Source organism: Reticulibacter mediterranei (assembly GCF_016587455.1).
Genome location: NZ_BNJK01000001.1, coordinates 6,021,186 through 6,041,360, shown reverse-complemented (window position 1 = coordinate 6,041,360; position 20,175 = coordinate 6,021,186). Strand labels below are relative to the sequence as shown.

The 20,175-nt window shown below is 51.2% G+C and carries 16 protein-coding genes; 11 read left to right on the top strand and 5 right to left on the bottom strand.

Features of this window, described 5'->3' with window-relative positions:
* Nucleotides 1-236 precede the first annotated feature (236 nt).
* The 4 genes from K3T83_RS26125 to K3T83_RS26110 all read left to right on the top strand — a co-directional run bounded on the left by K3T83_RS26125 (nt 237) and on the right by K3T83_RS26110 (nt 4,174).
* Nucleotides 237-743 carry a DinB family protein gene (locus K3T83_RS26125; RefSeq protein ID WP_220205864.1) on the top strand — a complete coding sequence of 169 codons (507 nt, stop codon included), beginning with the start codon at nt 237-239 and terminating at the stop codon, nt 741-743.
* 683 nt (nt 744-1,426) lie between these two features.
* Nucleotides 1,427-2,500: a peptide chain release factor 1 gene (gene prfA, locus K3T83_RS26120; RefSeq protein WP_373324609.1), complete on the top strand. Its 1,074-nt coding sequence runs from the start codon at nt 1,427-1,429 to the stop codon at nt 2,498-2,500.
* A 220-nt stretch (nt 2,501-2,720) separates the two neighbouring features.
* Nucleotides 2,721-3,464, top strand: a complete 744-nt coding sequence (locus K3T83_RS26115) for an HAD family hydrolase (protein ID WP_220205862.1) — start codon at nt 2,721-2,723, stop codon at nt 3,462-3,464.
* A 14-nt stretch (nt 3,465-3,478) separates the two neighbouring features.
* Entirely contained in the window at nt 3,479-4,174 is a 696-nt protein-coding gene (locus K3T83_RS26110; protein ID WP_220205861.1) for a hypothetical protein, read from the top strand.
* A gap of 93 nt (nt 4,175-4,267) precedes the next feature.
* Here the strand turns inward: K3T83_RS26110 and K3T83_RS26105 are convergent, their stop codons facing one another.
* Both K3T83_RS26105 and K3T83_RS26100 read right to left on the bottom strand, forming a co-directional pair.
* Entirely contained in the window at nt 4,268-4,969 is a 702-nt protein-coding gene (locus tag K3T83_RS26105; RefSeq protein WP_220205860.1) for a cysteine hydrolase family protein, read from the bottom strand.
* A gap of 75 nt (nt 4,970-5,044) precedes the next feature.
* A complete protein-coding gene (locus K3T83_RS26100) occupies nt 5,045-5,794 on the bottom strand; it encodes an NUDIX hydrolase (protein ID WP_220205859.1) in 750 nt (249 codons plus the stop codon).
* Between the two features lie 369 nt (nt 5,795-6,163).
* Here K3T83_RS26100 and K3T83_RS26095 point away from each other — a divergent pair, with 369 nt between their 5' ends.
* Nucleotides 6,164-9,340, top strand: a complete 3,177-nt coding sequence (locus K3T83_RS26095) for a helicase C-terminal domain-containing protein (protein ID WP_220205858.1) — start codon at nt 6,164-6,166, stop codon at nt 9,338-9,340.
* Here K3T83_RS26095 and K3T83_RS26090 read toward each other — a convergent pair.
* From K3T83_RS26090 to K3T83_RS26080, 3 genes are all read right to left on the bottom strand, one after another.
* The gene (locus K3T83_RS26090) at nt 9,306-10,916 is read right to left on the bottom strand and encodes a GMC family oxidoreductase (protein WP_220205857.1); all 1,611 of its coding nucleotides are present in this window, start codon (nt 10,914-10,916) and stop codon (nt 9,306-9,308) included. The two genes, K3T83_RS26095 and K3T83_RS26090, sit on opposite strands and share 35 nt — an antisense overlap.
* 249 nt (nt 10,917-11,165) lie before the next feature.
* The gene (locus tag K3T83_RS26085; protein WP_220205856.1) at nt 11,166-11,570 is read right to left on the bottom strand and encodes a response regulator; all 405 of its coding nucleotides are present in this window, start codon (nt 11,568-11,570) and stop codon (nt 11,166-11,168) included.
* 73 nt (nt 11,571-11,643) lie between these two features.
* A complete protein-coding gene (locus tag K3T83_RS26080) occupies nt 11,644-12,333 on the bottom strand; it encodes a hypothetical protein (protein WP_220205855.1) in 690 nt (229 codons plus the stop codon).
* Between the two features lie 368 nt (nt 12,334-12,701).
* Between K3T83_RS26080 and K3T83_RS26075 the strand changes: the two genes are divergently transcribed.
* The 6 genes from K3T83_RS26075 (at nt 12,702) to K3T83_RS26050 (ending at nt 20,175) form a co-directional block, all read left to right on the top strand.
* The gene (locus tag K3T83_RS26075) at nt 12,702-13,352 is read left to right on the top strand and encodes an RNA polymerase sigma factor (RefSeq protein ID WP_220205854.1); all 651 of its coding nucleotides are present in this window, start codon (nt 12,702-12,704) and stop codon (nt 13,350-13,352) included.
* Nucleotides 13,349-14,554 carry a hypothetical protein gene (locus K3T83_RS26070; protein WP_220205853.1) on the top strand — a complete coding sequence of 402 codons (1,206 nt, stop codon included), beginning with the start codon at nt 13,349-13,351 and terminating at the stop codon, nt 14,552-14,554. Before K3T83_RS26075 ends, K3T83_RS26070 begins: the two co-directional genes overlap by 4 nt.
* Before the next feature lie 1,094 nt (nt 14,555-15,648).
* On the top strand, nt 15,649-15,981 hold the full coding sequence (locus K3T83_RS26065; RefSeq protein WP_220205852.1) for a hypothetical protein: 333 nt from the start codon (nt 15,649-15,651) through the stop codon (nt 15,979-15,981).
* Between the two features lie 1,101 nt (nt 15,982-17,082).
* Complete coding sequence (locus tag K3T83_RS26060; protein ID WP_220205851.1) at nt 17,083-18,399, top strand: hypothetical protein; 1,317 nt, start codon at nt 17,083-17,085, stop codon at nt 18,397-18,399.
* A gap of 154 nt (nt 18,400-18,553) precedes the next feature.
* Nucleotides 18,554-18,895 carry a histidine triad nucleotide-binding protein gene (locus K3T83_RS26055; protein ID WP_220205850.1) on the top strand — a complete coding sequence of 114 codons (342 nt, stop codon included), beginning with the start codon at nt 18,554-18,556 and terminating at the stop codon, nt 18,893-18,895.
* Nucleotides 18,896-19,014: 119 nt separating this feature from the next.
* Nucleotides 19,015-20,175, top strand: coding sequence for a glycosyltransferase family 4 protein (locus tag K3T83_RS26050; protein ID WP_220205849.1), 1,161 nt, complete (start codon nt 19,015-19,017; stop codon nt 20,173-20,175).

Sequence of the window (20,175 nt, the reverse complement as noted above, 5' to 3'; positions counted from 1 at the left end):
GGTAAAATTCTGTCCCATATCTAACCAGCGCACCAGTTTCAGAGCAAGCGTGGCAGATTACATATCTTGTCAATAGCACTGAGAAAATCTCTTGAAATATGACAGACGGCTGACAATATTCGTGCACTATCCTTTCTTTATCAGGAGATGCTCTCCTGGAAGGGAGATGCAGCACAGACGATGTGTCTTGCTGCTTCCCTCTTCAATACATGAGAGAAAGCGAGAAAGAAGATTCTATGTCTGAAGCCCCCTCTACAGCTGAAGCGCTTGATCTGCTGTTCACGAGCGCTACCCCTGGCTGGTTCACCCCTTTCGCAACGGCGACCGATGGCTTGACAGCCGGGCAGGCAGCGACCGTTCCAGCGCCGCACTTTAACAGTGTCTGGGCAGTGGTCAACCATGTGCGTTATTGGCAGGAAGTGGCGTTGCTCCAACTCCAGCACCTTCCAGTTGATAGTGCAGCACTTGGGTCGGAGGATGGAAGCGGATGGCCCCCCATCGATGATCCAACGGATGAAGCCGCCTGGCAAGAAGCGCGGAGACGTGTCCTGGCGGCGAATGCGACCCTCGCCCAGTATGTGAAGACCCTAACAGATGCTGAGTTAGATCAGTCTGTCGCTGAAGGTGAAGTGTGGAATACGCGCCGCCATCTCATCTACAGCATGATCGCCCACAATAGTTATCACACCTGTGAGATCACCACGATCCGACACTTGCATGGCTGGTGGTTTGATGCGTTGTAAGTGTGAAAGGAGAACAGAAGAGACGTGAGATGAACATTCTCATAGGCCACTCTCTCACGGTCAAGCATCTTCACGCTCTGGCAGCACCATTTGTCGGATCTGGCTCCGAACCATGCGAATGGTACGCGAGCCCTCAATAGTGCCGCGCTCTCGCCTCTGCGCGGCACTAGGAGCCATACTGAGAGGGAAGCACCACATCAGCTCATACCCACGCGGCCTAGCTGTGTGGGTATGAGCTGCCCGATCCTGACCCAACCCCTCCTCTTGCTGAGCCTACTCCTGAGTGCGGACCCGTTGGAAACCATTTGCGGAACATGCGACACCCGGGACAAACGGCGCATTCTTGTCTCCACTACACGCTCACAACGAGACATGATATAATAGATGTCATGAAAACAGGACTATCTTCTGCTCACGCAGAAGTCTATCTCGACTATCACTTTAAATATGCAGCACGCATCAGTTGCCACGCAACCACTGAACGCTACCTGCTCACCGCCGGGTAGCTATACCTCACTTTACCCCTGCTATCTTTTATAAGAAACGATCATGGCACTATTCACCTGTCACACACCATCCGCTTTGACCCGCTTTTTATACGTTCTCACCCATTTCTGAGTGATGCAATGGTCCGGTTGAGTGGATTGGAATAGAAAGAAGAAGAAAGAGGAACAACTATGGACCTGATGGATAAGCTCGCCAGCCTTGCCCGGCGCTACGAAGAACTCAATACCTTGATGGCCCAACCGGACGTACTTGAAGACATCCAGCAATTGCAGCGCTACAGCCGCGAACACGCAGAGCTTGAAGAGGTGGTACAAAAATACAATGCTATCATCGAGACAGAGCAGCAAATCGCAGATGCTCAGGAGCTTTACAACAGCGAAGAGGGCGAAATGCGCGATCTGGCCTTTGAAGAAATGGAAGAACTCAAACACCGCCGCGAGCAACTGATCGAAGAGGTCAAGGTCGCGCTGCTGCCACGAGACATCATGGATGAGAAAAACGCCATCGTAACTATTCAGGGTGGAGCTGGTGGCGACGAGGCGGCTCTTTTCGCTGCCGAACTCTTCCGCATGTATAGCCGTTATGCCGATGGTCGCCGCTGGAAAATCGAAGTCCTGGATGCTAACGAGACAGAGCAGGGCGGCATCAAAGATGTTACCTTTGTTGTGAAAGGCAAGGGTGCCTACAGTCGTATGAAATACGAGGGCGGGACGCATCGTGTCCAACGCGTCCCCGTCACCGAGGCAAACGGTCGCATTCACACCTCGACAGCCAAAGTGATCGTGTTGCCAGAGGCGGACGATGAGACTGAGATCGAGATCAAAGACAATGAGATTCGCGTCGATGTCTATCGCTCCACCGGTCACGGCGGGCAGAGCGTCAACACCACCGATTCGGCAGTACGCATCACCCATCTGCCCACCGGCCTGGTCGTTACCTGTCAGGACGAAAAATCGCAGTTAAAAAATAAGCAGAAGGCGTTGACGGTGCTGAAATCGCGCCTCTGGGATCTGCAAGAGGCCAAACGGCAGGAGGAATTGAGCAAAAACCGCCGCTCGCAGGTCCAGACCGGTGATCGCAGCGAGAAGATCCGCACCTATAACTTCCCGCAGGATCGCGTCACCGACCATCGCATTGGATTGACTCGCCATAACCTGCCCGGTGTCCTGGGTGGCAACCTCGACGAGTTTATTGACAATCTGATCGCGGTAGACCAGGCCGACAAGCTCCAGACGATGTTCGCCTCCTGATTCGCCGCAGAAACCGCTGAAGAGATCAGAGTATATCTGCCCTGATCTCTTCTCTTTTAGATCTCTTCTGTACTCTTCCAGTATAAGAGTTCTAGCTGCAAAAACATGTTATTGATTTTCTACATTTCAAGATGATGCTATCAGCTTCCCGGTTCTATTGACACTGCAATGCAGAGCATGTTAGACTTCCTGTATGCCGTCGAGAAAGTAAAGGTTCACGATGCCAATTGCACAACCACAAGCTATACGTACTATCTTCTTTGACGTAGGTTTCACTTTACTACATCCATATCCTTCGTTACCTGAAATTTGTCATCATGTCTGCCAGCAGCTTCATTTACATATCCACCTGGACGCAGTGCGAGACCGCATGCATATTGCAGAAGACTATTTTTTGCGGCAGCAACGACTGAACCGTCATACCTGGGCCAGCGAGGAGGCGATCAAAGAGTTCTGGATCGGCTATTATATGAATTTGCTCCGTCCCTTCGTGGAAGAACATGACGAGGCCCGACTCTATCAACTCTCGCAGGCCATCAATCAGGAATTTGAAAAACATACGAGCTGGCAAATGTACCAGGATGTTTTGCCCACGCTTGATGCTCTGCATGCACATGGCTATACGCTGGGCGCGGTCTCTGATTGGGGGATCGCGCTCGGCCCTATTTTTCGCCATCAGCATCTCACCCGGTACTTCGATTGCTTGCTCATCTCAGCAGCTACACGGCACGCGAAGCCGTCGCCAATGCTGTATGATCTGGCGTTGCAGCGCTGCAATGCCATCGCCGACTATACTCTCCACATAGGCGACTCTTACGTTCAGGATGTGCTGGGGGCACGTGCAGTTGGCATTACCCCTATCCTGCTGGATCGCGAGGAGAAACTGGCGGAGAGCCGCGTCGATTGCCTTTTAATCCACTCATTACATGAATTGCTAGATCTGCTGGAGGTATCACCATCATGAAGGAAATGGACAGTTTGCGCAGTACATTTGTTGTCACCGGCCTGGCTGTGGGAGGCATAGCAGCACTGGCAGCGCTCGGTGGCTATGTGCGGCGTGAGATTCAGCGCCGCGGCTATCCTTCCTGGGAGGCCTGTCGCTGCGATTTCAAATATAAACAGAACATCTATCAGGTCTGGTTCAGTCGCCACGAAAGGCGTGGTGAAACGGTGGTGGCAGAAGAGCGAGGGATCTACCTGGTCAATCCAGCTCTGTGGCTGCGCCGCCTACTGCACTCCAGCGCGCAGGTGCTTGCAATTCTGAATCCACGCAGTCGCTACCTCGAACGGGTCGTATTGAGTCCACAGGAGGCCCGCCAGTTTGCGGTGTTGCTACGTACTGGCAATGGAGAGGATCAGGACTCAGCGCCAGAGCAGGAGACAGGGCAGATCGTGTGGCGGCGCGAGATATTGCATGTACCACGCTATCTCTTCGATACCTATATCCGCCGTCTTTATCCAACGCCCGTCAGTCAGGAGCAGATCGAGCGCAATCCCTATGATCCATCGCTGCCTGCTTTATGGGACCCGCATACTGACCTGCCACTGCCAACTGAGGGGGCACTGCTGCAAACGCCTAATGGCACTCGCGTCGATTATATCGGCTGGACACCTTCACAGATCTCATACTGCACGGCGAGGCTAAAAAGCGGGGGAGAGATCCTGAGCATATAAGTCACGCGCCATTGCAACTTCTAGTTAAGCAGGATGATCTCTCCGGCCCACATGCTAGCAAAGAAACATTGAAATTTGATTGAGAATGGCGCTCTAGCCCTTGATCTCGCGCACGACTTCAATGCCGTTCAAGCGCATATGATAGAGAAACGACAAATGCAGAAAATCGCCATCATGTGGCATGGCCCCAATCTGCTTCGCCACCTCTATAGGCGTATCGTAGGTTTGCACCGCGTTCTCAGGCACGATCACACGCAAGGGGAGGTTATGCGCGTTGGCATAAAGTCGTAAATGCATCGCCATCTGATAGACGCAAAGATCTGTGCAATTGCCCACAACGACCGCGCGGCTCAGATCGCGATGCTCCTCCAGCCATTGTCCCAGCGATGTGCCATGAAACGCATTGAGAGAGTTCTTCTCGACGATGGTGTAAAGATTGGCAAAAGGCAACTGGGCAAGTTCGGGAATTGTCCCCGCCTCGCTGGTTCCTGCCTGACAGTGGGGCGGAAAGGCGGCAAATTCAACGGAATCGGGCGTGTGACAGTCCTGTGCTAGCACAAAATTGCGTACACCCAACGCGTGTGCGCCCTGAAAAGCCGCCACAACTGCTGGAATGATCCCCTTGATGCGTGGGCTGGCAAGCGGCCCCTCGTGACAGAAACCGTTAATCATATCCACGCTAAACAGCGCGATCTTCCCCTGCTGGGCCTCCACCACGAAATCATCCCAGGAAAGCGAAGGCAGATCTTGCTCCCAGGTGACAAGCTCATTGAGAAACTGGTCTGAGGTTGCCATTGAAGTTCTCCACAAGAATATTGCATCGACGCCTGATGATGCAATTACGTCCTAAAAATGCTTATAGGTGTCAAGCTACAATTTGTGTTCGGCAGCCGGGTTGAAACGATACAAACGCGCCGGGCGATGAGTTCCCTCCATCTTCTTCGCGCCGGTATCTTCCAAAATCCCGGTCGTCAAAATCTTCTTGCGAAAATTCCGCTTATCCAACCTGCGATGATGAATGATCTCATACACGCGTTGCAGCTCGCGCAGGGTGAATTGTTCGGGCAGCAGGTTAAACGCGATGGTTGTATATTCCAGCTTGCCGCGTAGCCGGTTCAACGTATAATCCAGAATCTTTGCGTGATCGAAAGCCAGCGGAGGCAGCTCGTACACTGAGAACCAGCCGACATCAGCGGCATCGCTGGCGGCTCTCACCTGTAAGCGCTCAGAATCGAGCAAAGCAAAGTAGACAACGGTGATGACGCGCGTGCGTGGATCGCGTCCGGGATCTCCAAAGGTATACAGTTGTTCCAGGTAGACATCCTGTACACCGGTCTCTTCCTGCAATTCGCGCTTGGCCGCCGTCTCCAACGATTCGTCCATGTTGACAAAGCCACCAGGAATGGCCCACATTCCCTCATATGGCCAGGAACGGCGCTTGATGAGCAAAATCTGCAAATCGCGCTGTCGCAAGCTCATCATGACAACATCAACTGTCACAGACGGACGCTCGTATTTATTGACATCGTAATGAATCGCTTCCGACTCCTGCTCCATCGTACCTGTTGTTGCCTCAACACTCTCCGAGAGACTGTCTGTTGCTATGCGTTGCTCTTCCATGTATTCTGGTTCTTTCCCTGTATAGATCGCTTCTCTCCCTATCGAGCAACATTCTGGCTCAAAATAGCGAGAGACGTGCCGTACAGTGATAGAATTTCCTGGCTATAGCCTCGACATACCACCTATTACTTGTTTATACTATAGTAATAGAGATATCTTTCACTTGCCGCTCATACAGCCAGGTCGAGTTAGTGTAAATTATACACTAATATTACCCCAGAGAAATTTTTCTGTCAAGTAGTTGGTACATTCTTTCTCCTCCCACATCCAGAATAGCCCGCTAACTCCATTGTCCAGTCCCCGGCACTGTGCTATACTGCATGTGCATACAAAACAAGTGTTCATATTTCAGGGGGAAGCGAGGGCATCATGGCAGAGGTAGAGCTTCAGCAGATCGGTTCCTATCTCATCACCGGGCTGTTATATGAGAGTTCTACGGGCATCTTCTATTCGGGCAAGCAGCGCAAAAAGGAGCTTCTCATCAAGCGCTTGCGACAGCCCTTTACCACGAATGAGAGCAAAGAGGCATTTTTAACACGTGCGCGGCAACTGAAAAAGCTCAAGGACCGCATGATTATCAATACGCTTGATGCTCAGTTCGATGGCGATGATGGCTATCTGATCATGGAGTACGTAGAAGGCGAAACCTGGCGGCAACATATCGCGCCGGGACAACAGCTCGCCCCCGACGAAGTGAAACGCGTCCTCTCTCCCGTCGCCGGAGCGCTGCATTATGCGCACGTCAGCCAGCTCATACACGGCAATCTCCATCCTGGCGTGTTGATACTCATTACGCGCAACAACACAATGCTCACTGAATTTGCCCTGCCCGGCGTCGCGGACGATCCCCTGGCTATTCCCTATATGGCTCCCGAACATCTACACGGCCAGCCAGAATTTGCCAGTGATCAGTATTCCCTGGCAGTGATGACTTACGAGTGGCTCTGTGGCCGCCGTCCCTATGCTGCGACTGAGCGCGATGCACTGCTCCACCAACAAGAACACGAGGATTTCCCATCGCCACGCAGTCTGAACGAGGCTATTTCGCCTGCCGTTGAGCAGGTCATCTTGCAGGCACTCGCTCGCAAACCGGAGGACCGCTTCCCTCACACCCGCGCCTTCGCCGATCACTACCTCAGCGCATTGATGGGTTTTGCCGTCAAATCTGTGGCTCCGCAAAGCAAAGTAGCGAAGAGTGCCAATGGGCAACACCTGACCGTACCCTCTTCGCCTCTCTCTCTCCTCTCACATCCTACGCCACCACCAATGAGCACGATACCCACCACGCCTGCAATAGAGGCTACCAAACCAACCTTAAAAGATATTGCACCTGAGACGCCGTTGCCGGTATCACTTCCCCCAAAAAATGGTCACAAGCTAGAGATACAGGAATCAGGCGAAGAGCGTAGTGAGGAAGCACCAGCACAGAATGGTTCGACGCTTCGCAGCAAACTGGTCGCTGAAAAACCAGATAAGCCCGCCAGAGCTTCAGAGCAGTTGGACGATTACGAACCGCTCTTCCCAACAGGCAGCGTAACGGGAGGAGGAATGTCGCGTCTGCAAAGCGTCATTACCGGCGATCTCGGCGAGGGCGGTGTGCTTTCGCAAAGTCTGCCCGGCTATGAAGAGCGACCTGCCCAGATCGAGATGGCAAGCCTCGTCGCGCGCTCTCTCAGAGAGAATGTGCCAGCAATTGTGGAGGCTGGCACGGGTACAGGGAAGAGCTTAGCCTACCTCGTCCCCGTTGTACGCTCTGGCAAAGTAGCAATCGTCAGTACGGCGAACAAGGCGCTTCAGGAGCAGCTTTTCTATAAGGATATTCCTTTTATACAACAACATATCAAGGATTTTGAGGCTGCACTGGTCAAGGGCGTCAATAACTATATCTGTCTGGAACGGTTCGAGACCGAACGCACGGGGATGCAGTTCTTCGCCAAAAATCGCGATTTTAAGCATCTGCTCGATATCATCAACGATCCCGACTCAACCTTTACGGGCGACTTTGAGACGCTGGGCTTCCAGCTCCCTGGCGATATTCGCGGACGCATCGCCACCGATAGCGATCAGTGCGCGTGGAGCAAGTGCGGCTACTTTATGGATTGTTACGTGCGATCCATGCGTGAACGGGCGCAACGAGCGCAGGTAATCGTGGTCAATCACACCCTCCTGCTGCTCGATGCGGCAATGGATGGCTTTCTGTTGCCTGAGCGCGACGTGATCGTGCTGGATGAGGCGCATCATCTGGAAGAAGAGGCCACCCGCTCATTTACTATTACCGTCAATCCGATGCAAATTCAGACACTCCTGGCCCAGCGCATGCTCAAGGATCATACGCTGATGTCGCTGCAAGACGAGACGATGAGGAAGGCACAGGAGGCGTGGGCACGGCTCGAACAGGTCGCCAATCCCGGTCTGCGCGGACGAGCCAATCTGGAAGCGCCGCTCGAAGAGGGACTGCGCCTCGCAAGCGTCGTGAGCGATCTAGCCGACTCATTGCGCAAACAGCGTCCAAAAGATCTGCCGGAGAAAGAGGGTCAGCTTTACGACAAGCTCTTGAAGCGCGCCCAGAATCTCTCTGAGAGCCTCCGCACCGTCTTCTCGCTGGCCGATACGCAAAAATTCGTCTATTATGTGGATCGCACCGAAAGTTCGCGCGGTGGCATCACGCTGCAAGCTTCAGCGGCTCCGCTGGATGTGACAAGCTGGCTCAAGCAGCGCCTCTTTGACAAGTGCAACGTCATCTGCACCTCGGCAACGCTGGCAACGGTCGGTCCCAATCCAGCAAAACCGGAGGACAAAGGACCGAACTTCTCCTACTTCCGTCGTCGCATCGGCCTCGATCCCATCGAGCGTAGTAACGTTTTAGAGCGCGTCCTGCCTCTGACCTTCGACTACGAAAGCAACGCCCTACTCTATCTGCCGCACGACCTGCCCGCACCCGCCTACGGCCCAGGCTCTGATGAATATATGAAAGCCATTGCCCGTGAGATGTACAAGTTGGTCAAGCTTTCGCGGGGCAGGGCTTTCCTGCTCTTCTCCAGCAAACGCATGCTCGACCGGGCCTATGAACTGATGTCGCCGCATCTACCCTACCCTCTGCTTAAACAGGGCGATATGACCCGTATTGAACTGACGCGCCGCTTCCGTGAAGAAGAGGGTGCCGTGTTGTTCGGACTGAAAAGCTTCTGGGAGGGCGTCGATATCGCGGGCGATGCGCTCTCGCTAGTTGTGATCGATAAGCTGCCCTTTGATCCGCCCGACGATCCTGTACACGAGGCGCGCGTGGCCCATATGAAGGCAGCAGGCGAGAACTGGTTCGGAACCTATGTCTTGCCCCAGGCGGTGCTGCGGCTCAAGCAGGGGATTGGCCGCCTGTTGCGCACGCGTGAGGATCGCGGAGTGATGGCAATCCTCGACACGCGCTTGCATACAAAGGGCTATGGCCGGCAGGTATTGAACGCACTCCCACCAGCACGCCGCACATCCAGCCTGCGCGACGTTGACCGCTTCTTTAAGGAAGAGCTTGCTCTCCTTGATCCTGACTAGCACGTTGCTGGATTTTCCCTTTGATCAGATCAGCCGCTTTTTCGGCAATTGCAATCGTAGGCGCATTAGTGTGACCGCCAATAATCGAGGGCATAATCGAGGCATCAACGACGCGCAAACCTTCTACGCCATGCACTTGCAACTGGTCATCGACAACGGCCATTACATCACTGCCCATCTTACAGGTGCCGGTGGGATGATAGAGGGTTTCCGCATGCGCACGTATCTGTTCAGCAATGGCCTCATTGCTTTGTGAAGCTTCGCCCGGAGCAACCTCATCGCCTCGAAACGCATCAAAAGCGTGTGCCTGAACAATCCGACGCGCCAGTTTAATGCCATCAACCAGTACTTGCATATCGGCATCGCTTGCCAGGTAATTGGGCTGAATGATCGGTGGTGCAAGCGGATCATTGGAGCGCAGAGCAATAAAGCCGTGACTCTGCGGACGCAAGAGGATCACACCGAGCGTAAAGCCATGTCCGGGGGGATTCTCTGCCCCGTGAGCTATGAAGAATGCCGGAGCAAGCAGTATTTCCAGGTCATGCGTCGGTAGATCATCGTTCGTCTTGAGAAACGCTGCGGCCTCGGCGACGTTTGAGGTCAGCGGCCCGCGCCTGAAGAGCATGTAGTTGAGCAGATTGACGATGCTCTCGGCCCCAGCCAGCGAGATCGGCTGCTTGCAGACAGTGAGCACGCCCGTTGAGAGATGATCCTCCAGATGTTGTCCCACGCCTGGCAGATCGACCACAACGGGAATATCCAACTGCCTGAGCGCGTCCGCTGGACCTACGCCCGACAGCAACAAGGTTTGGGGAGAATTGACCGCACCTCCACAAAGCAATACCTCGCGCTCGACCCGCTCCTGCACCTCTTTGCCCTCATGGATATAAGAAATACCAACGACGCGTGTATTCTCCCAGAGCAGACGCGTCACATGAACCTGGGTGCGAACGGTCAAGTTGGGACGTGTAAGGGCAGGTTGTAAGTAAGCACGGGCGGTACTCCAACGCTGACCGCGCTTCTGCGTTACCTGGAAGATACCTGCACCCATCTCATCAGTTCCGTTGAAATCGTTGGTATGTGGCAGGCCAATTTCGGCACAGGCATCAACAAAGACGCTGGCGAGAGGATGGACGGTACGCAAATCAGAGACATTGAGTGGACCTCCGGTGCCATGATAATCGGATGGGCCACGCTCTTGATGTTCGGCCTTTTTGAAATATGGCAAGAGATCGGAGAAGCCCCAGCCCTGATTGCCAGACTCGGCCCAGCTATCATAATCGTGACGGCTGCCGCGATGGTAGATCATAGCGTTGAGGGAACTGGAGCCGCCAAGCACTTTGCCACGCGGCCAATAGAGCTTACGCCCGTTCAGATGTTCCTGCTCTTCTGTATAATAAGTCCAATCGACGGCGGTTTTAAAGAGCTTGGAGAAGGCAACCGGGATATGAATCTCCTGTTTGGTATCGGGGCCACCAGCTTCTAAGAGGAGAACAGAGACGGAGGAATCTTCGGTCAGACGATGGGCCAGCACGCAGCCAGCAGAGCCAGCTCCAACAATAATATAGTCATACATGAGGCCGCTCGCTTTCTTCATCGAAAACTTGTATGAACAACGACAGTTTCGGCTACATGGGAGGAATTGTACAGTACAAGCATACCATATGAGATGGGGGAAGATGATGCTAAAACTTCGTGCCTCCTATCAAATTATTTTATAAAATCGAGCAGAGGCTATTTGATGCAAAAAACTTGTATCCAGTATTAGAGGGCTGATGGGCAGCTTCTAATACTGGATACAAACAAAATTACTGTCACCATCTTGTTAGTTCAACATAAAATCTTCGATTTCTGGATCTAGCAGGTTCAGAACAGTCTGCAATAATCCCTCAAGGTCGGTTCGCTTCGAGGAATTTGTGGCATGGCGTTCTACGCTGAGAAAAAGAGCTGGTACGCCTTCATATCCCCTTACGGCACGCATTTGATCGTACAATTCAAATCCATCTACATTAGGTAAATGGTAATCTAGAATAAAGAGATCACATTTAAGTTGCTGGATGATCTTGAAAGCTTCCGGTCCATTTGTCGCCAGGATCGCCCTGTAGTGAGCCTTCCGTCTGATGGACTGTACCAGGAAAGCACCAAAATCTACATCATGTTCTACGACTAAAATCAATCTCGTCAGTGGAAACACCTGTTCTTCAGCAGAAATAGTTGGTATGGTTGACATAAGGCCTCCTTTGAATCCTGTAAAGATAGGGAATGTTGGAAATATCCCTATTTCCAACATTCCCGTTATATTTTCAGTGTTTCGGAGTAGGGGTACTGGTTGGCTTTCCTTTGCTGTTGTCATTTTTACCATTATTGTTAGAATGTGCGTCAGACCGGTTCGCCTTCAGGCATGCTTTCAGTGGAGTTTCACCACAATAATGCAAGGTATCAGCTAAATATATACGGGCGTTGGCGCTTGTCAATTTGCCGCTCATGTTTCCCCTGTCATGGGCGGCCAGAAATTGAGCCTCTGTTAGCAATTGATCGATCTCACCGTATCCATACACAGTAGTCGTGGAAATTGTCAGGCCGTTGGCCGTTGTACCCTTGAACTTACCGTCATGCAGTGAACATATTGCCTCTACATCATCGCTCTGATGGTCTACACTTAGTGAAAATTTTGCTACCAGCCGTTGTATCTCTGGTAAACCTGCGCACTGCTGACTATCGTTATTCTCCAGGCCTTTTCCCTGCGATTTTATCCCAGGGGTGGCTGTTCCCTGCGATTTTATTCCCGGAGTGAGCATTCCATGATCATTTTTACCCTGATGATCAGTTGACGTAGCTGTTTTTCCCAGAATAGCAGTCTGATGAACAAGTTGGTGCTCTGCGGGAGTTGAGGCCATTGCAACCGTTGCACCGCCGACAATAGCAGTAACGACAAGAACAACCGCCAAAACTTTGCCTTTTAACACTACGGCCAGGATACTACGCAATCCCATGATACGCATCCTTTCTTTTATTGCGCGAAAACAGCGATGGCAAGAATACATACAATTCTGCCTGGATATCAACCTCATTGTTGTTAACTATCCGAGTAGTTGTATGCCATAACAGATTGGTTACGGCCTAAGACAAAAGTAATTGACAGCGTTTTGCTTAAACAAAACAAGAAAGATATCCTGCTCCCCCAGATAGCCTATACAGATGACATTTCACTAACCCGTAACTAAAATGGCCTTTATTACAACTTTAGGAGGAGGAGATCCTTTTGTGGTGGGATTAAAAAAATGCAAGGATGAGGTTCCTCCATTTTATTATGGGAGAGGTAGGGTCAATGGTTTTCTGGCGGCGACCTCCTGGGAGCGAAATGTCCGAACAGGATGAACGGCTATCAACGTTTCCTTCCTTGTTAAACGATGCACGGCAGGGCGAATCTGAGGCTATCAGTGTACTGTATCGCCAATTCCTACCGGGCATTTTTTGGTATATTGCAGCACGTGTTCCTGATCGTTCTATTGCGGAAGATTTGACTTCTGAGGTGTTTTTGGAGATGGTCGAAGGCATCCACAAAGTGAGAGCAAAGAGTGAGGCAACGTTTGCATCCTGGTTGTTCCAGATTGCGCGTATTACCGTCGCGGGTTATTATCGCAAACGAGAACATGTTCCAGCCTCTATTTCTTTAGAAGCCACTCCCTGGGAGGAAGATGAAGCTTCAATATCTCTTCCGACAAGCCATCCCGACACTGATCCGGTTAGATGGGCGGAAGCGCGTGATGAATGGCTGGCTGTTGCCCAGGCGATCAATGCACTGACGGAAGAGCAGCGTCAGGTATTGGTTAGTCGGTTAATTCTGGGATACGACGTAACAACGGTCGCACAGATGGTGGGCAAGAAAGAGAACGCGGTCAAAGCCTTACAATTTCGAGCGCTCAACAGCTTACAGCGCTTATTAAGGAAACGAAATTCCTCTGAAGAGGCTTCCTATCACCATGTTCAGCATCAGGAGGACACACAATGAACTCATTTCCTGATCGTCTCAACGACCGACTTGAGCGCCAAAGACAGAACAAGCAACCACTGTCCTCCCGCTCAATCCCACAATCTAAGCCCACAAATGATCATGACTCGGATGTGGATGAACTGGCAATGCTCGCACAACGCTTACAAGAGGCACCTCAATTACAGGTGGATTCTGACTTTGCTCGACGTTTAGAGGCGCGCATCTTAGCTCATCATGCCACACTGTCAAAAAAACAAAGCGCAGCATATCCGAGAAACCGCCTATTTCAGCGAACTTATCGCATGCCACTCGCGCTTAGCATTGCACTGATTTGTCTGCTTCTAGCGATCACATTGGGTACGCTGACAGTGGCGGCTCAGGCCTCCAATTCAGGTAATCCACTCTATGAAGTCAAACAATGGATGCAAGGCATCGAAAATCCCCACACCAGCACGGAACAGGCACAGGCGGAAGCAAATTGGAGTAAGGCCCGCGATCAATTGAAGACTCTGACGCAGCTAGCCGATCCCGCACATGCAGCGACCTATCGACAGGCTCTAGCGGATCTGGATCAACAAATAAACAAGTTTGCTCAGTCTATTCAAGCGCTACCTACAGGGCCAGATAAGGACAACCTATCGAACAAACTCACAACGCTTAAAGCAGATGCTCGCCAGACATTACACGATATCTTGCCGCGACTAAGGTTATCAGAAAAGCTTTTAACCACTGATGAACTGGGAAGACTGCACGCCACTATTCCCGAGGTAGATAGTGCTGTCATGGTTGTTTCGCATTCGCAAAAGCAGGCAACAATTACCATCACAGGCGAACATTTCCAATCTAGCGCACTGTTATTAGTAGACAATCAAATTGTCGAGTCCAGCGCTATCATGAAAAATCAAGATGGCAGTATGGTTTTCACCGTGGATTGGTCCGGCAAGCAGCCACCACAAACGATTGGCATCCTCAATCCAGATGGTACAGCAGCACAAACAAACACACTGACGTTCTCTGTTACCGGGGATAATGTCAACAACACTAGCGATAAGAATAATAACGGCAATCATAATGCAAATAATAATGGAGCAGATAATAATGGCAATAGCGCTAACAAAGAAAATACAAATAACAATGGAGCAGATAATAATAACGGCAAGGGGAAGGCAAAGGGCAAAGGGAAAGGAAATGCCACAGCAACTCCTACAACTGCTCCTTGATTGCTCCTACTTACAAGAGTATGTGGTTTGACCAGGGGCTACCCGTTTCGACTCATTTCCACACCATATTTTTCCATTTTTGCTATCCGCGTGTAAACCCATAACCAAATACCGCTTCGATGCAACTCCATAATTATGGAAAAATATCAATCGAAGAGGAGATGCTGATGCCCCCCATAAACTCTTTGAGGCAACGCCTTGCATATGTAGGAAAGATTTTGCCCAATACTCTGCTTGAAGCCACCTATCACGCTGTCGATCTAGGAGCAGTTGAGACTACACGAGGTGGGGTGCCGTATACTGACACATTGCAAGAACTGACAGCTTGTAAACCTGAGCTGCTCGATTTGTCAGCATCACTGGTCGTATATGACGCGGGACAAGAGAAAGGGGGCATGATTTTTCTAGAAGGGGATACACAAGCTTTATTTCTTTTTCACTCAGTCTATGACTTATCCACTCGTAAGGAGTACAGGCCATCGATAGGTAAGATGAGACCTTAAAGTAAGATCGTGTTCGGATATGTTGATTTAGTAGTGAGCCAGCCCCTCTCAAGAGGAAAATGGTGGAATTGTTCATCCCCCATCGCCTCCCTCTTGAGAGGGGCTGGCTCACTACTAAATCAACATTCTTTGACGAATGGAGAATAGTACAAAATTTGTGAATGCACGTCTCATTTACGTGACACCTCTGATACAACTTGCCATACTAGAAAGTGTAGCACTGCATTTAACATGTATTATTTCTCATGAACCCGCTTTAATCCATAATCCACGATACCATCAGATCACAAAATAACCCCATCTGACAGCAGTTAGCCATCAAATACCCTAAAATGAAACACTTTTCTGGATGAAATGGGGAAAAGTGCTTAACTGAGATCGGTAGTAACAGGCATAAAACACAAACAGTTTTGTACCTCAAGCCTGTACGTTTGCCCTGAGACCGTTCCGTGGTTGGATTTGCCGCGCAGATTTCACCGATTTATTTAAATATATGTTTTCGCTTCTTCCCTATATTGAATGTGTGGTTCACACCGAAGGAAATAGAGAAACTCCTTCGATAAGAAATATATCAAAATGAGGATTTAAACAATGGTTCAGCAAGTAGTTAGCAACCCCGTGGCAGTTAGCGGCCCTGTGGCAGTTAGCGGCACTATGCAAGTAGTTAGCAGCACCCTTCCTAACGGAGGTTCCCAGGCATTTATATTTCCTAGCGATGTTCAACAGGTACTTGGAATAGTCTCTGGTTTTTCGCTCCAATATCAAGATGGTATCGACCACAACGTAAAAAGTATTAATGTGAGCGTCAATCCCACAGTGAGCGCGAACACAGTAAACGTTCAAGTCACAGCGATTATGCAAGATAACAATAAGCATTTAGCACCAGGAACCATCAACTTTCAACTCCTGGCGTTTCTTCAATAGGTAGGGCAACGTTAAAACGAAATGCTAGCAGTTTTTGGCTCTCAAACCTGCACAACCATCCAGGGCAATTGTACAGATTTGAGAGCCAAAAACTGCTTATGTGAAGTCGGAGCTAGTCGTGGCACCGTCTCAGTGTTGCTAGGCGTGTTGTTGCTCTATGAATAACTCACCATTGCTACTATAGTAGATTTCCTATTGATTATTGGTGGTTCCTATCTCTCTACCACTGGTTCTATTCCGTTTATCTCTCTTCTCGCTGGAAAGCCTTTACGAAAGTAACCTCAATTGATCCACACCAAGTTAGGCACCTTCCCGGCCGGGAATATCCCTAACTCATACATCCTCTTTAGAAATTGCAAATAAAAAAGGGAGGAGTCATCAAAAGCTCTCCCTTTTTTATTTGCACAACCCCTGCAGGGTTGGATCAGTCCTTTCGACAATCCCGCACAGTAGCCCAAGTCAGTTATCCCGCTACTGTTTCAAACCCTGCCGGGCCGGATCAGTCCTTTCGACTGTTGTTGCGGGAAGCGCAATCCTTTGCCTATACGTGTTTCAAACCCTGCCAGGTGGGATCGTCCTCTGGACTATGATGCTCTGTACCTGCAACTGCATCCTGAACTGTTGCAAGCCCTGCCGGGTTGGATCGCTTCTTAAGAGGGCGGACTCATTAACGTGGACGACTTCTTAGAGGAGTTGCAAACTCTGCCGGGTGGGATCAGCCCTTTAGAGTGATCTCGATCGTCGTACTGGCATCTCAACTGACGTTTCAAACTCTGTCGAGTAGCAGCCGCCCTTTAGAGAGCTACCCCTCTAGTATAGCCTGAGCAACCGCCAAAATCTACAATTTAGGAATACTGGCCTCATAATTAAGAGGATTGGCACAACAAAATGGGGCAAAAATCTGACAGCAATGTTGACAGCGGAGAGGGTAAATTTCATGCTCAACTGTTAGACAAGATGCAACAAGAAGAGGAATGATACCCGTTTTCAGTACAATAAAAACAAGGGGTGGACAAAGCGCTTGAAACCTACTAGAATGGAAAGTGCATTCCGACAACAAACATTTGATGATCAATTTTTTTAAAACAGGGGAGTTCGCGCATGAGCAAGATTAAGATGCGGTGCATCACTTGCGGCAAGTGGTTTCAGTCGGCAAATGCTAAAGAAGTAACTTGCCCCGATTGCACACAAAAAGCCAGAAAAGAAAAGCTGGCGTCTAAAAATACGCCACCTCCAGGAAATAGAGCGGCAGGACCAAACGGGCCAGGCGCAACAAGCCGTCCCGTTGCACCTCCTCCCAAGCCCAAACCAGCACAAAGCAACACGAGCCACTGGTTTGATACTCTCGACGACGTAAAAGTTGGGCAACCTGACCAACCCGCACGTCCTCCTAAATTACCAACCTCCCCTGCATCACGAGATAACTCGGGTGGGCAGCAAGGGGGATATCGCGGCCCCGGTCAACGCCGTGAAGATCAGCAGCGCGGCCCCGGTGGGTATCGCGAGAATGATCGTGGTCCCGGCGGCTATCGAGAAGGTGGGCGCGGTCCCGGCGGTTATCGAGAAGGTGGTCGCACTCCCGGCGGTTATCGAGAAGGCGGTCGCACCCCTGGCAACTATCGAGAAAATGATCGCGGTCCCGGCGGTTATCGCGTGGGCGGAGGAAATGGCCTCTCCTCCACACTGGGCCAGCGTCCTCGCCAGCCGGTAGAAGGTGGCTTTGGTCGCCCTCCACACGAGAGAGGACCACGACCTGGCGGCCCTGGTGGACAACGACCAAAGGGCAAAGGCAAACCAGCCAGGCCAGCAGCACCACCCAGGCTCAAAAAAGAGAAGACGCCGCCACCACAGCCATTCCAACCTACGCCAGAACAGGTGGCACAGGTCGAATTACGCTATACAGAACTGGCAACGCCGAGCGAGTTTGATGGTATCCGTACCCAGATCGCCAAAGAGCTAAGCATCCCTAAAAAGGCCGTCAAGAAGATCGTCAAAGAATTTCGGGATCGCCAGCACATTCCTAGCTGGTGGGAAGTGCAGACGTACAAAGGAAGCTCCGAAGAACTGGAAAAGATCAAGGCGCTATACGAGCCATTCCTGCCTGTCCCACCTGTTGGCGTTCACAAACAGTTAGCGGAACAGCTCAACTTCAAGCCGGGCGAGGTCTATCAGGCTATCAAAACGATTCGTCAGGAGATGAACCTGCCACAGTACAACGATCCAGTGCTGCATGAGGAAGAACTCGCCCTCATTCGCGAGGCCAGAGAGCAGCAAAAGGCTGAGGCTGCCGCAAGTGAATCTCCAGATCAATCAACTGAAGAGCAAACGCCCATTGAAGCTGCGGCAAGCGTTGTTGTCGAGCAGGCAACGGTCAGCACGGCACCATTTGCCGAGAACAGCTCAGAGAGGGCAGAATAACGCAGCAATGCAAACATAACAACTGGCGAGATGGGGCCGTAGTCGAGCGATTGATCGCGGGGCGCATGATAGGCTTCCCCTGTGATCAATCGCTCGACTACGACCTATATTCCCGGATTCATTCATTGCCACATTCCAGGGTTTTGAGGTTTTTATGGAGAACTGTCTGTTTTGTAAGATCGTCCAGGGCCAGATTCCCAGCGATATTGTGTATCAGGATGAGGATGTGGTGGCCTTTAAGGATATCAATCCACAGGCTCCCCACCATCTTCTGATCATTCCAAAGCGTCATATCCCCTCGATGGCGGATCTGACCCCAGAGGATGGTCCTGTTTTGACACATATCTTTATCGTCGCCCAAAGGCTGGCCCATAAACTCAATCTGGAGGAGGGCTATCGCTTCGTGACCAATGTTGGCCCCCACGCCGGGCAATCCGTCTTTCACCTGCACTTTCATCTGCTCGGCGGTCGCGAACTTGGTTGGCCTCCAGGCTAAGCACGCAGCATCTATCAACAGGGTATCTTTTCTCGCCATTATCATCCATACATGGCCGAGCAAGGGTACCCTCTCCTTTTATTTTTCAGCAATAAAGCTACATCAATAAAGGTCGTTTCATGCGTATCGCAATAGATTATACGGCGGCAATTCGACAGGGGGCAGGCATCGGCACCTATGTTCGCAACCTTGTCACAGCCATACTGGAACAGGATCAGAGCAACCAGTATACCCTGCTCACCAGCGGTCGCCCAACAGCAGAGCATCCTTTCCCCAACGCAGCAAATGTGCGCGGGCGAAACATCGTTATTCCAGATCGCTACCTCAACATCCTCTGGTATCGCTGGCGCGTTCCCCTGCCTGCAACCCTGTTCGCCGGTCAGACCGATATCTATCATGGCCCCGATTTTGTCCTCCCACCGCTTGGCCGCTCTGTACGCAAGGTGGTCACGGTCCACGATCTGGCCTTTATAGAACATCCTGAGTATGCCGTTCCCTCGCTGGCAGCATATTTGCGCAAGGTGGTGCCGGACGCTATCGAGAGAGCAGATGTGATCGCCACTGTCTCGCAGGAAGTCAGCCGCACGCTTATTGCCCACTTCCAGGCACCGCAGGAGAAGCTCACCGTGGTTCCCAACGGCGTTGCACCCCATTTTCGCCGTATTACCGATCCCGTGCTGCTGGGAGCTACGCGCAATAAGTATCATTTGAAGCATCCACTTGTTTTGGCAGTTGGCACAATGGAACCGCGCAAAAACCATCTCGGCCTCATCAAGGCGTTTCATCAGGCACAACGGCGCAAGCACGGCCCTGCGATGCTGGCGATTGCAGGTGGCGAGGGCTGGCTCTACGAAGAGACGCGCAATCTGGTGGCAGAACTACAACTGGAACGAAAAGTACGCTTTCTGGGCCGTGTGAGCGAACTGGAACTCATCACGCTGTACAGCATGGCCGATGTGTTCGCCTTCCCCTCGTTTTTTGAAGGCTTCGGCATCCCACCGCTGGAAGCTATGGCCTGTGGCACTCCCGTTATTACCTCTAATACCTCATCGCTACCAGAAGTTGTGGGTGATGCCGCTCTCCAGGTCGATCCACACAATATTGATGCTTTGAGCAATGCAATACAACGCCTGTTAGATGATGAGGCGCTCCGAGAAGATCTGAGACAAAAGGGCTACGAACAGATCAAACACTATACCTGGGCCGCCTCTGCTCGTAAAATGTTGACTATCTATCAAAAACTATATAACGGGGAGACCGTGTTCACAGACATGAGGTAA